This is a genomic window from Streptomyces purpurascens, assembly GCF_045040895.1.
Classification (GTDB): Bacteria; Actinomycetota; Actinomycetes; order Streptomycetales; family Streptomycetaceae; genus Streptomyces; species Streptomyces purpurascens.
This window is the reverse complement of sequence record NZ_CP108341.1, coordinates 570,105-583,983: the sequence shown is the minus strand read 5'-3', so window position 1 is coordinate 583,983 and position 13,879 is coordinate 570,105. Positions and strand designations below refer to the sequence as shown.

Sequence of the window (13,879 nt, the reverse complement as noted above, 5' to 3'; positions counted from 1 at the left end):
GGTGGACACGGACCTGATCAGGGGATGCGTGGATACGAACAAGGCGACTGCCCGTGAGCGCAGGGGCCGGGCCGGGCCGGGACGGCTGTCGGCAGGCGGCGGTGCGCGTCCGGTGGATCGGGGTCGAAAGACGCTCCGTGCCGTCCGCGGCGAAGGGCGCCGACGCGCTCGGGGTGTGCGGCGAGCAGAGGGCTCAGCGGCAGCCGGTCATCGACCGGAGCGTTCACAACCGGTTCGATCGGGGCGACAGAGGTGCGCCGGTGTCGAGTCGAACCAGGAGGTGGTCATGGGAGGAGTGTGTGATCTTCTCCTCCCCGCTGTCAATGGTGCCGGGCTCCCGACAGCCTTTCCTGACCGGAGGGTCCGGGGTCACCTCCTCCGCCGGTAAGGCGTCATGAGCCGCACGTGACGTGTGGCGCCAGGTGGGTCAGTGGTGCACATCTATAGACATCCGATCTATTCCCCGGCGACGATGTTCGCGCCCACGACGGGTGTCGATGTGGCTGTCACTTCCTCCGTGAAAGAGCCGATGAATGCGCCGGGAGATCTCACCGTGATCAATGCATCCCAACCGCAGCGACGCAGCGTTCTCAAGGCCGGCGGTGGCCTCGCCTTCGCACCTCTGCTCGCTCAGCTGACCGGCGGAGGTCCCATGGGGCAGGCGGTTGCAGCAGGGGCCGACGCAACGGCGTCCGTGCCGTGGCCGATCCTGTCTCGCGAGGCGCTGACCTACTCCGTACCCGCCCTGGACTGGCAGTCGCAGGCCCTGCCGATCGGCAACGGCCGACTCGGTGCCATGCTCTTCGCCGATCCCTACGAGGAGCGCATCCAGTTCAACGAACAGAGCCTGTGGGGCGGTGTCAACAACTACGACAACGCCCTCGCGGGCAAGCCGGACAGCGATTTCGACACCGGCATGACCGGCTTCGGCTCGTACCGGAACTTCGGCGACGTCGTCGTCACCTTCGCTCCTCGTGCGAGTCCGAAGGTCACGGCTCCGGGGGGACCGTACAGCAGCTCTTCCTCGGAGGATGTCGACAAGACGTACGACGGCGACTCGAGCACCAAGTGGTGCATCGAGGGGCCCGGTTCGAAGGTGCGGTGGCAGGTCGAGCTTCCCGACGCTGTCGCGGTCGCGTCCTACCGTCTGACGAGTGCCAACGACGTGCCGCAGCGCGACCCGCAGGAGTGGACGTTCTCCGGTTCCGCCGACGGCGCCACCTGGACCACGCTCGACGGACGGACGCTGGAAGCGCCCTTCGAAAGCCGCTTCCAGACGAAGGAATTCACCTGCGCCGACCCCGCGGCCTACCGCTTCTACCGGTTCGACTTCGTCCCCAAGGCAGGTGTCAGCCACTTTCAGGTGAGCGAGATCGGTCTGTCCGGCGTCGACCTCGGCGCGGGCGGTGCGCTGTACCTGTCGTCGCCGAGCGGGCACTCCAAGAGCTCCGGCGCGGGGACCAGGCCCCGGGCCACGGACATCTCGAGTTCAGTGGACGGCGATCCGGCCACGGTCTGGCGGGTCGACGCCCCCGCGCCGGCGGTCGTTTGGCAGGCCGAGCTGCCCCGCGCGGCCGTCGTCACCTCGTACGCGCTGACGGCGGCCCCGGACCGTCCGAAGGACGACCCCCGGCGCTGGCGGCTGGAGGCGTCGCAGGACGGGACCGCCTGGACGACCCTCGACACGCAGAACCCCGGAGCGCCCTTCGAGGGCCGCGGCGAGACCCGGACCTTCCGGATCACCAACAGCACGGCCTACCGCGTCTACCGGCTCACCCTGACCCCCGGCGCGTCGTCCACCGGCTTCCAGATCGCGGAGATCGCGCTGGAGGGCAGAGGCTTCGACACACGCACGCAGCGGACCGTCGTCGACTACCGGCGCACCCTCGACTTCGTCAAGGGACTGCACGTCACCCGCTTCGGGGCGCCGGGACGGCGCGTCGTGCGGGAGGCCTTCGCGAGCCGGTCCGCGGACGTCATGGTCTTCCGCTACACGTCGGATCGCGCCCATGGACTCTCCGGAGCGATAGCGCTGACGTCCGGACAGGACGACACGCCGACGACCGTCGACGCCGGCGCCCGCCGGATCGCCTTCAGCGGGGTCATGGGCAACGGCCTCAAGCACGCGTGCACCGTCCAGGCCGTACACACCGACGGCGACCTCCGCGCCGACGGATCGGTGCTCCGCTTCAGCGGCTGCACCACCCTGACCCTGCTCCTGGACGCCCGCACCGACTACAAGCTCGACGCCGCCGCCGGGTGGCGCGGACCCGATCCGGAACCGGTCATCGCCCGGACGCTCGGCAAGGCGGCCTCCCGGTCCTACGGCAAGCTGCGCGAGAAGCACATCGCCGAGACACGCGCCCTGATGAACCGCGTCTCGGTCGACTGGGGCACCTCCGACGCCGCCGTCGTCGCTCTGCCGACCGATGCCCGGCTGGCGCGCTACGCGGCGGGCGGGGCGGACCCGACACTCGAGCAGGCGATGTTCGACCACGGCCGCTACCTGCTGATCAGTTCCTCGCGCCCGAACGGCCTGCCCGCCAACCTCCAGGGCCTCTGGAACGACAGCAACCAGCCGGCGTGGGCCTCCGACTACCACACCAACATCAATGTCCAGATGAACTACTGGGGTGCCGAGACGACGAACCTGCCGGAGTGCCATGAGGCACTCGTCCGTTTCATCGAGCAGGTGGCCGTGCCCAGCCGCGTGGCGACCCGCAACGCCTTCGGCAAGGACACGCGCGGCTGGACCGCCCGCACCAGCCAGAGCATCTTCGGCGGCAACGCCTGGGAGTGGAACACCGTCGCGAGCGCCTGGTACGCGCAACACCTGTACGAGCACTGGGCGTTCACCCAGGACCTGGGCTATCTCCGCACCCTCGCCCACCCGATGATCAAGGAGATCTGCGAGTTCTGGGAGGGCCATCTCAAGGAGCGCGAGGACGGACTCCTCGTCGCACCGAACGGCTGGTCCCCCGAGCACGGGCCGCGCGAGGACGGCGTGATGTACGACCAGCAGATCATCTGGGACCTGTTCCAGAACTACCTCGACTGCGAGGCGGTGCTCAAGGCGGACCCCGCCTACCGGGCCAAGGTCGCGGACCTGCAGGCTCGCCTGGCGCCGAACAAGATAGGCAAGTGGGGCCAGTTGCAGGAGTGGCAGGAGGACATCGACAGCCCCACCGACATCCACCGCCACACCTCGCACCTCTTCGCGGTCTACCCGGGCCGCCAAATCACCCCGAGAACGCCCGAGTTCGCGGCCGCCGCCCTGGTCTCCCTCAAGGCGCGATGCGGCGAGAAGGAAGGCGTGCCGTTCACGGCCGCTACGGTGTCGGGCGACAGCCGCCGCTCGTGGACCTGGCCCTGGCGGGCGGCTCTCTTCGCCCGACTGGGCGATGGGCACCGTGCCCAGATCATGCTGCGCGGACTGTTGACCTACAACACGCTGCCCAACCTGTTCTGCAACCACCCGCCCTTCCAGATGGACGGCAACTTCGGTATCTCGGGCGCCGTCGCGGAGATGCTCCTGCAGAGCCACGACGGCGTCATCCACCTGCTGCCCGCCCTGCCGGACGGCTGGAAGGCCAAGGGCTCCTTCAGCGGACTCCGAGCCCGTGGCGGCTACGAGGTCAGCTGCGAGTGGCGGGACGGGAAGGTCACGTCGTACAGCATCACGGCCGACCGGGCGCGGAACCGGAGGAAGGTCACCCTGCGGGTGAACGGCATCGAGAAGAAGGTGAAGCCGGGCAAGCCCTGAGGTGAGACGAGACGAGGGACGCGAGGGTCGTGAACTCTGGCCCCCGCGTCCCGCTCCGCTCGGTCAGAGAGCGTGAGGCGTTTGCCCTACGGCGCGTCCACCACCGTGCCGTCGAGCACCGGGCCCTCCACCTGGCCGCGGTCCTCCGTCCAGATGGACATCCGGATCCGCAGTGACTCCTCCGGCTCGCTCGCCCCGTCCACGGCGGTGGGTACGGTCACCTCGGTGCTCAGTTCCCCCGCGGGTATGGCGAGGCCCAGGTAGAACCCTTCCACCTCGGACAGCGGCCGGGCAGGGCTCGGTGACTCGCCGGTGTTCGCTTCGAACCATCGCGGGTCGACATCGGTGCTGGACAGTTCGGCGCCGCCGTCGACCGGTGCGAACGCGGCCTCGAGCCAGATCTCCGTGTCGGCGACCGCGGACTGGTCGATCCGCCACTTCAGGCTCTGGCCCTCGGTGACCCGGCCCGCGAGCGGTGTCGCGCTGAACGTGGGCATCGGGTCGTCGTCCTTCACGGACAGGCCACCGAGGTGGTTGCCGACCACGGTGCCCCGGACGGCCTTCGCGAACACATGGTGCGCCGTGCCGTAGCTGAAGCGGGTGTTGCCGCGTACCTCGACGGGCACGTCGACGCTGCCGCTGCCGGGCCGCACCGTCACCAACCGGGACGTGACCTCGCCGGTCTCGGGGTCCGCGACGAAGAGCCTGAACTGACCGCTGCGCTGCCCGGAGAGCCGCACCGGCACCTTGTAGGTCCGGACTCCGGAGTCGCCCTCGTCGGCCGTCAACAGGCCGATGTCGACGCGGGGCAGCGCGACCTGCCGTACCGCCGCCATGCCGGGACGCCAGCCCCAGGCGTCCATCAGCCACGCCTGTCCCGATCCGCTGCGCGGGGTCAGCACCAGGGACTTCACCCGCTTCAGGTCCAGCCCGGCCGCCGTCGCCGCGGTCAGCGGTACGCGCACCTCCTGACCCCAGTACGAGGCCGTCCGGTCGGAGCCGGGCAGTCCGTCGAGGCGGATGGCAGCGAGCGTCGCGTGCCGGCCCGCGGTGTCCGTCAGGGACACGTCCATGCGGGTGCCGGTGGTGTTCGGCGGCACGATGACCCGCAGGGCCAGCGACTTGGCTCCGCTCAAGGAGACCGGCCGCCCGGGCCGCACCCGTACCGCGGAACCAGGCGTCGACCAGTCGAGCGCCACGGCGTTGCGGCCCGGTTCCCGCTCCGTCTCCCACCCGGCGAAGTGCGGTGACCCGCCGGGGTTCTCGGGGTTCAGGCAGGCGGTTGCGGGATCGGGGTCCACCTGCGCGCACAGCCGGCCGCCGTCCACCGTGACCGGGGCGTCCGGCAGGAACGCGGCGGTGCGACGGGCACCGACGGCGTGGGTCAGGATCCGCGCGGGACCCGCGGACGCCGCGCGGACGTTCGAGCCGTCCAGCAGCGGCCTGACCCGGTCGTCGCCCGCGACGAACAGCCGGGCCGCGGCGGCTGTGTACGTCGAACCGGCGGCCTGCTGCCGCTCGGCCGTCAGCCGGGTCGCGGTGCCCGGCGTGCACACCGGGTCCGGGGACTCCCCGTCGTTCCAGAAGTCGTCGTCGGCCGGGGCCTCGGCCTGTCCCGGTGTCCACTCGGTGTTGAAGTAGTTGTGGTTGGCGCCGACCATGTAGACCGCGCTGTGCAGGGCGGCACCACGGCTCACGCCGCGTGTCCCGTCCACGTAGATCTCACCCTGCAGGTCGGACACATCACCGTCGCAGCCCGGCAGGATCGTCATGGACGGCACATCGGGAGCCGGGTTCTGCCCGAAGACGGTGGGGCCGATGAGGACGGTCCCCCGGATCTTCCAGCGCACCGGGCCCCGGTAGCCGTCCTTGTCCGCGGGCGGCTTGGAGAGGCTGTCCATCGCGGCCCGGTTCACGCCTTCGCCGCCGCGCGAGTGACCGACCAGGAGGACACGCGACAGGTCGGCCCGCGCGGCCTTCCGTACGATCGCCGGTGCCTTGGTCCGGCCGGTGCCCGACCAGTCGGCCCAGCGGGCGAGGTGCTGCCGTACCAGGGAGGAGCGGGCCTGGGCTCCGGCGTCCTGTGCCGCGTAGTCCTGCCCGTTGACGCCGTTGGCGGATATGGACACTGTCACATACCCCTGGGACGCCAGGAGTTTCTGGTCGTGCAGATAGCCGCGGTAGCTCGGTATCGGCTTCGAGCCGGTGGGGCAGGGCCACTCGCCGAGTGCCTCACCGTCCGCGCCTCCGGTGAAGCAGGTGGAGTGGCGGCCGTGCAGGAAGAGGGCCAGGGGCCGCTTGCCCTGAGCGCCGGTGGGTGCGGTGACGGTCGCGCGCATTTCCACCGGGGCGGGGAAGTCGGGCAGTTGCACCGACTTCAGTGTGTACTCGCCGCTGACCGTGCGGTACGGGCCGGGGACTCCGGGGTCCACGGGGTTGGCCGGTGGCAGGGCCGACGGCTCCACCGGCTTCACGGGCTTCACGGGCTTCATGGCGGACCGGCGCTTCGAGTCGGCCTTGACGCCGGCCTCGTCGAGGCGGCGCCCCGCGGCCCGCACCTGCAGATCCTTCGCCGCGCCGAGCGTCACCCCTTCGAGGCCGAGGTGGAACGTGTGCCCGTCCTTGCCGGCCACGGGCCGGCCCAGGAGCCGGTCTCCGGAGTAGAACTCGACGGCGGCGTCGCCCATGGGCACGGGTCTGTCCGAGCGCCAGGTCAGCTGCTGACCGGCTCTCTTTCCGGTGATCTGCCAGCCGGCCGGCAGGCCGCCAACAGGGGCGGGGGCGGGGCCGGCGGATGGGGTGGACGGGGTGGGATCGGCGGCCGGTTGGGCGTGCGCCAGTCCTGGCGACCCCACCACCACCGCGAACACGGCCGCAGCGGCGACCACTGTGCGCCGAGCATGGATCAACGTGCTTCTCCTCCGGATCGGCTCCTGCGCCCGGGACATCACAGATGTCCCAGGTGTCCCGGGCGCCTCTTTCGTTCCTGAGGAGAAGATGAGAAAAGGGATCGTAGGGTTGCTCGGACTTGATCCTTCACGGCGTCAAATCGAGCCATTCATGGGGGAGTTGTCCGAGCGGCGACACAGTTCCGGGGGACGGACAACTCGGCCGGCCAGAGGGCGGCTCTCTGCTCAACGTGAGGCCGGTCAGGGCAGGATCTCGATGTACCCGTCGGTTCCGTGTACGCGGATCCGCTGCCCGTCCCGGATCAGATGGGTGGCCTGCTCCACGCCCACGACGGCCGGCAAGCCGTACTCCCGGGCGATCACCGCGCCATGGGTCATCAAGCCGCCCACCTCCGTCACGAGGCCCGCGATGCCGACGAACAGCGGCGACCAGCTGGGGTCCGTGAAGGCCGTGACCAGGATGTCGCCCGCCTCGAGATCGGCGTCCGCCATGTCAAGGATGACGCGGGCCCTCCCCTCGATGGTCCCGGCGGAAACCGGGAGGCCGATCAGGGCGCCTGCCGGCACGTCGTCGCGCCGGTACGCCCCGGTGAGGGCCTCACCGTCCGATGTGAGAACCCGGGGCGGTGTGAGCGCGTGGTACGACCGGAACGCTTCCTTGCGCTGCTCGATGAGCCGGCCGTCCACCTGGTGCGAGCGCACGGCCTCGTGGAACTCCTGGAACGTGAGGTAGAAGACGTCCTCCTGCTCAGGAAGCACGTTGGCCCGCACGAGGCGCTCCGCCTCCGCCAGCAGGGCCCGCTTGTAGACGAAGCAGCGGCTGACGATGCCGTACTTCGGGTACTCCCGGTACCCGATGAAGGTCCTGACCCGGTCGATCATCCGCTTGGCCTCGTCGGCTTTCAGCTCCCCGTCCGGCAGGGCCCGCAAGCGCGACAGCACCTCCTGTTCCTTCTTCTCCGCCTTCTGCCGGCCTTCCTCGAAACGCCGCTCGGCGGCGCCCGGCTCGAAGTTCCTGACGTTGTCGAGGATCACGGGCACGATCGTGGCGGGACGCTCGCGCCAGCGCGGCCTCGTGATGTCGATCTCGCCGACGCAGCGCATGCCGTACCGGTCGAGGTAGGCCTCGATGGCGTCGCGCGCTTCGGTCCCGCCCGCGAGCTTCGGCAGCTCGTCCAGGAAGGCCGCGTCCTCGGCGTACTCGACGCCCTGCAGAAACGCCACCAGCTCCGGATGCGGGCGGATCACGTCCGCGACGTCGAGCAGTGCCAGTCCCATCTCCGACGTGACGTTGTCGGGGGCGGACAGTGTGAGCGTGTCAGCCGCGTTCTTCTCGCCCAGCCACTCCTGCAGCTTGTCGTTGAGCCACCAAGTGGCCTCCATCCCCGCCATGATCGCCTGCATGCTCAGCGGGTCACTGAGGACTCGCCTGTGCTCCTCGAAGGCCTCCAGCAGGAAGTCGAACAGCGCCGGTCCGCTCTTCGTCCGGATGTCCCGCTCCAGGGCGGCGACGGACGCCTGGCTGCGCTCGATCAGCTCGGTGACGACGGCCGGATCGGTCTCGATCGGGGCGGACGCGCCGCCGGCCGGCGGCCCGGCGGGACCCGAGTCCGGGAGCGACGGGACGAAGCCGTCGCGGTCGAGGACGGTCTCCAGGGCGTCCCTGGTCAGCGGATCGCCCTTCCCGATGACGTCCAGGAGGCCGGCGCGGCTCGTGGGCGAGGCCAGGCGCCGGGTGACGTCCACGAACAGCCTCCCGGCGGCCTCCTGCATCGGCACCATCGCCATCAGCTGCCACATGGAGAGCCCCAGGGGCTTCATGGGGTCGGTCATCATCTGCTGATGACCGACGGAGACGTAGACGTGATTCTCCTGGTCGCCGGTCTCGGGGACGGGGAACAGCGTGGTGATCGGCCGGCTCTGAACGATCCGGAAGTCATCGTCGACCAGGCACCATTCGATGTCCTGCGGGCGGCCGAAGTGCGCTTCGATCCGCCGCCCGAGCCGGACGAGCCGCACCACCTGCTCGTCCGACAGCGCCGGTTGCTCCTGCCGCTGCGCGTCGATCGCCACCTCCTGCGTACCGCCGGCCGACAGGGCCTGAACGGCACGCTCTTTGGCGGCGATCGTCCTGGCGACGACTTCGCCGTCCCGCACCTTGAAGACGTCCGGGTTCACCAGGCCGGATACCAGGGCCTCGCCGAGGCCGAAGCCGGCGTCCACGGTGGCGACCTTCCGGTTGCCCGTGACGGGGTCGGCCGTGAACAGGATGCCGGACGCATGCGGGAAGACCATCCGCTGCACGACCACGGCCATGTGGACCGTACGGTGGTCGATGCCGTTGCGCTGGCGGTAGGTCACGGCTCGCTCGGTGAACAGCGAGGCCCAGCACCGGCTGATGTGCTGGAGGATCGCCGTCGGCCCCACGACGTTCAGGTACGTGTCCTGCTGGCCGGCGAAGGAGGCCGTCGGCAGGTCCTCCGCCGTAGCGCTGGATCGGACGGCGTAGGCGTCCTGCTCGCCGAGTTGGGCGAGTGCGTGGGTGATCGCCGCCGCGAGCTCGACCGGGATGGCGATCCCTTCGATGGTTCGGCGGATCTCCGCGCTGAGGGTGCGGATCGCGTCTCGATCGTCCGGGTTCACGCGCGCCAGCTGATCGAGCCGATCGTCGACCGACGGTTCTTCCGCCATGATTTGGCGGAAGGCGTCCGTCGTGACGCAGAAGCCGGCCGGCACCCGGATGCCTTCGATCCGCGACAGCCTGCCCAGGTGCGCGCCCTTGCCGCCGACGACCGCGACCTGCGTCTCGTCAACCTCTTGAAGGTCCCATACGTACTGCTCGATCATCGCGATACCTCCGAGGCGGTCGTGTCCCGTTGCCCTGCACTCGCCGATCGAATCACCGGCGCTTCCAGCCCTGTTGCGCCTCGTGTCAGGCACGCCCTTGTCTCGCACCCCCGCACCCTCGCTCCGAGCGCTCGCGTACGCACGGCCAGTCCCACCACTGGCTCGACGTCACCGCGTCCCCCATACATCGACAACACACGCACACCGTGCTCCCCATATCCGCAGGTTGTGGCCTCGGCCGACGATTTTGTGCCACCACCCGGGTCTTGCCGCAAGCCCCCCGGTGCGCTATACGTTGAGAGAGGCAAGGAGAGGGATCTCCTTGCCTTTTCTCTTTGCCTTTCGAGGGCGCCGGGTCGCAGTTGCTGTCACCGCTGCCATCCGGGACATACGGGATTGACGGATTCATCTTCGTCGCCACTGGGCAATGGGCCAGAGAATGTCATGAGCACGACTGCCTTTCCCCACAAGGAGGTCGATCATGCACGTCCGTACGCTGACCGGCGGCCTGGCCGCTGCCTTGGTGGTGTCCTTCTCCCTGGCCGGTGGCCAGGCCGTGGCCGCTCCCCCCGACGCGGAGGGTGTTTCCCTCGCCGCCCGTGTTCTCATCTACGACGCCAGCGGCTCCGCGGAGTTCAGGAGCGCGGTCGACCGGGGCGCGGCTATCTGGAACGAGAGTGTCGACGCCGTCGAGCTGCGGCCGGCCACCGCCGGGCAACGCGCGAACATAAGGGTCCTCGCGGACAACGGCTGGCCGCGCGCCCTGCCCACCACCCTGGGCAACGGAACCGTCTACATCGGGCGGCAGGCCGTGGACCAGGGCTACAACACGATTCGTATCTCCGCCCACGAACTCGGGCACATCCTGGGCCTGCCCGATCGCAAGCCCGGACCGTGCTCGAGCCTGATGTCCGGCTCCACCGCGGGCATCGCGTGCACGAACCCGTATCCGAACGCGGCGGAGAAGACTGAGGTCGAGGGGAACTTCGGCGGCGCGCTCGTCGGGCCGGCCCCGGCGGCCCGTGCCGAGGTGATCGTGGACTGACGCCTGCCGCACCACCCGGCGGACTCACAGCCGAACGCCCGCCCGCGTACCTGGGGCGGGCGTTCGCGCGTCCAGCCTCCTCAGCCTTCAGCTGGGGCTGCTCCGCCAGCCCGACGTCCCGCCGCACGCAGCCGTGCCCGTCACAGCGTCAGTTCCAGTGCGCTGCCGATGGGCAGCCAGCGGAATCGGGCGCGGATGTCGGCGGGGCCCGTGTGACGTCGGCGGCGGGCGCGCTCGCGGGGCACCGGGCGGGTCGCGGCGAGGCGGTCGGCCACCTGGCCCGGTGCGGCTCCGTCGAGGAGCGCCGTGACGGCGAGTGCGCCGGTGCTGTTGAGCTGCCAGTACCGGCCGGTGCGCTCGTCGAGCAGCACCATGCCGTCGCCTGTGGCGCAGGCGGTGACATCAGGGCGAAGCGGTGCAACGTCCTTCTCCTGTGCGTCGTGTCGGGCATCGTGGTGTTCCAGGTCGCGCAGCCAGGCCTCCGCGCCGAGGGTGGCCTCCAGTTCCGGGGCCCCGCCGGTGAGCAGTTGGGGCGAGAGCAGGGCCCGGCGCAGCTGATCGGCGTCGGCCACATCCGCGGCCAGGATGCGGCACGACCCGGAGTTCGGCCGGGCGGGCGTGGTCCCGCAGTCGGGCCATGACGCGGGGGTGGGTGTCCCGGTCGGGGAGAACGACGAACCAGCAGCCCTGGGTGGAGCGCATGGGCCTCTGCAAGAGGGGTGGGGGACCACGGGGGTGGGCGACGGGGCGGACCGGGTACCGGCCCGCGGCGTGAGAGGCGCGCGCCGGTACGAGGGCGTGGTCACTCGTCGTGGTAGAAGAACTCGCCCTGGGGCTCCCCGCCGCGCCGCCGGTGGCGTCAGGAGAGTCCCGATGCCCGGAACACCGCGTGCACCGTCTCGTCGTCGATGCGGTGGCCCAGCCGCTCCAGGACATCCGCACCGTGGTGCAGCGTGCCGCGCTCCAGGGAGCGGCGGACGCCCGTGTCCAGTTCGTGCCAGAGCATCGGGTTGGCCGCCAGGATGCGGGGGTCGAGTTCCAGGCGGTGGCCGTGGACGTCCCGCAGGACCAGGTGGGACGAGACGCCGTCGTACTGGCGGACGGCCGTCAGCGCGTCCGTACGGACGATGAGCCGGCGCCAGGGGGTGCGCACCACCAGCCAGCCGGGGCCCGCGCTGACCTGTGGCGGCAGCAGGACGCTGAACACCGTGGCCGACAAGACGCCCCAGAGCAGGGCGCGGAGAGGTGTCAGGCTTCCGCCGTCCCAGTCGACCAGGAGGCACAGGGCGCAGAACACCAGGGCCCAGCCCACCGCCAGCCGCGCACCGTCACGCCAGTGGCGGTCGCAGACCGGGGCTGTCGGTGAGCTCCGTTCCATGTCTCTGAAAGTAGGCGGCCGTACGGTCTCTGTGACCACTGCTGACGGGGTTCTGGCGCCGCGCGGGCGAATATTGACGGGTTTCTGACCTGAGTGCCGGAGGCGCGCCGTGCGCGGCGCGGTCTGTCGGTCCGTCGACCGGCTGCTTATGCTTCATGACGTTCCGGAACTCAGACCTCCGTACCGTCTATCGGAAGGGCTCCATGGAGAGGCTCCGCAGCGCGCAGTGGTACGAGGGACAGGACCGAAACGCCTACATACACCGGGCCTGGATGCGCCGCGGAGTGCCGGGTGACGCCTTCACCGGTCGGCCCCAGATCGCGATCGCCAACACCGCCTCTGACCTGACTCCCTGCAACGCGCACCTGAACGAGGTCGCGGCCTCGGTCCGCAACGGCGTGTACGAGGCGGGTGGCATCCCGCTCGACCTGCCCGTGGTGTCGCTGGGGGAGACGCAGGTGCGGCCCACCGCCATGCTGTGGCGGAACATGGCCGCGATGGCCACGGAGGAGATGCTCAGGGCCAACCCCATCGACGGCGTGGTCCTGCTGGGCGGCTGTGACAAGACGATCCCGTCGCTGCTCATGGCAGCGGCCTCGGTGGACCTGCCCGCGGTCGTGGTTCCCGGCGGCCCCATGCTCAACGGCACCTTCCGCGGCGGCCTGCTGGGCTGCGGCACGGGTGTGTGGAAGCTGTCGGAGGAGGTCCGGGCGGGCACGCTCTCCCAGGAACAGTTCACCCGCTCCGAGTCGGCGATGATCCGTAGCCGCGGCCACTGCAACACGATGGGCACGGCCTCGACGATGGCGCTGGTGGCGGAGGCGCTGGGCACGGTCGTGCCGGGTACCGCCGGCATCCCGGCCCCCGACAGCCGTCTGCTGGAGGCCGCGCACCACACCGGTCGACTGGCGGTGGAGATGGTGGGCGCCGACCGGCGACCCGGGACGTTCCTGACCGAGGCGTCCTTCCGGAACGCGATCGTGGCGCTGGCCGCGATCGGCGGCTCGACCAACGCCGTCGTCCATCTCCTGGCCATCGCGGGCCGGTTGGGCATCGATCTGACGCTCGACGACTTCGATCGCATCGGCTCACGTGTACCGGTCCTGGTGGACCTCCAGCCGGCCGGGCGTTTCCTCATGGAGGACTTCCACCGCGCCGGCGGTCTGCTCGCCGTCCTGCGCGAGGTACGCGACCTGCTGGACCCCGACGCGCTGACCGTCACCGGCAGGCCGTTGGCCGACTTCCTCGACGACGCCGAGATCTGGGACGGCGAGGTCATCCGTACCCGCGCCGAACCACTGGTCGCCGAGGGCGGCATCGCCGTCCTGCGCGGCAACCTCGCCCCCGACGGCGCGCTCGTCAAACCGGCCGCCGCCTCCCCGCACCTGCTCCGGCACCGGGGCCGTGCCGTCGTCTTCGACTCTATCGAGGACTTCCACGCGCGCGTCGACGACCCCGAACTCGACGTCGACGCCGACTCCGTCCTCGTCCTGCGCGGCTGCGGTCCCAAGGGCTACCCGGGCATGCCCGAGGTGTCGAACATGCCCCTGCCGAAGAAGCTGCTGGAACAGGGAGTTCGTGACATGGTCCGCGTCTGCGACGGCCGGATGAGCGGCACGGCGTACGGCACGGTCGTCCTGCACGTGGCTCCCGAGGCCGCGGCCGGCGGCCCGCTCGCCCTCGTACGGACCGGCGACGTCATCACCCTCGACGTCGAGGCCCGCCGGATCGACGTCGACGTCCCCGCGGACGAACTCGCCCGCAGAAGCCCCGGCAAGGCCACCGTCACCGGCTTCGCCAACCCCCGGCGCGGCTGGGAACGCCTCTACGTCGACCACGTCCTCCAGGCCGACACCGGTGCCGATCTCGACTTCCTCGTGGGCTCCAGCGGCTCCGAGGTGACCCGCGAGTCGCACTGACACCGGGTCACCTCGGAG

Annotated in this window: 7 protein-coding genes; 3 read left to right on the top strand and 4 right to left on the bottom strand. The window is 70.4% G+C overall.

Annotated features, from left to right (window positions below):
• The first annotated feature begins 652 nt into the window (after positions 1-652).
• Positions 653-3,763: a glycosyl hydrolase family 95 catalytic domain-containing protein gene (locus OHU35_RS02700; RefSeq protein WP_405504440.1), complete on the top strand. Its 3,111-nt coding sequence runs from the start codon at positions 653-655 to the stop codon at positions 3,761-3,763.
• 86 nt (positions 3,764-3,849) lie between these two features.
• Here the strand turns inward: OHU35_RS02700 and OHU35_RS02695 are convergent, their stop codons facing one another.
• Entirely contained in the window at positions 3,850-6,672 is a 2,823-nt protein-coding gene (locus OHU35_RS02695) for an alpha/beta hydrolase family protein (protein ID WP_405504438.1), read from the bottom strand.
• 240 nt (positions 6,673-6,912) lie between these two features.
• Entirely contained in the window at positions 6,913-9,519 is a 2,607-nt protein-coding gene (gene rph / locus OHU35_RS02690; RefSeq protein ID WP_405504436.1) for a rifamycin-inactivating phosphotransferase, read from the bottom strand.
• Positions 9,520-10,000: 481 nt separating this feature from the next.
• Here rph and OHU35_RS02685 point away from each other — a divergent pair, with 481 nt between their 5' ends.
• The gene (locus OHU35_RS02685) at positions 10,001-10,564 is read left to right on the top strand and encodes a snapalysin family zinc-dependent metalloprotease (RefSeq protein ID WP_189725224.1); all 564 of its coding nucleotides are present in this window, start codon (positions 10,001-10,003) and stop codon (positions 10,562-10,564) included.
• 140 nt (positions 10,565-10,704) lie between these two features.
• On the opposite strand, the gene OHU35_RS02680 is transcribed toward OHU35_RS02685, so the two are convergent.
• Both OHU35_RS02680 and OHU35_RS02675 read right to left on the bottom strand, forming a co-directional pair.
• On the bottom strand, positions 10,705-11,136 hold the full coding sequence (locus OHU35_RS02680; RefSeq protein ID WP_308400974.1) for a lasso peptide biosynthesis PqqD family chaperone: 432 nt from the start codon (positions 11,134-11,136) through the stop codon (positions 10,705-10,707).
• A 287-nt stretch (positions 11,137-11,423) separates the two neighbouring features.
• Complete coding sequence (locus tag OHU35_RS02675; protein WP_189725225.1) at positions 11,424-11,942, bottom strand: hypothetical protein; 519 nt, start codon at positions 11,940-11,942, stop codon at positions 11,424-11,426.
• A 203-nt stretch (positions 11,943-12,145) separates the two neighbouring features.
• Here OHU35_RS02675 and OHU35_RS02670 point away from each other — a divergent pair, with 203 nt between their 5' ends.
• The gene (locus OHU35_RS02670) at positions 12,146-13,861 is read left to right on the top strand and encodes an IlvD/Edd family dehydratase (RefSeq protein WP_189725226.1); all 1,716 of its coding nucleotides are present in this window, start codon (positions 12,146-12,148) and stop codon (positions 13,859-13,861) included.
• The last annotated feature ends 18 nt before the right edge of the window (positions 13,862-13,879 follow it).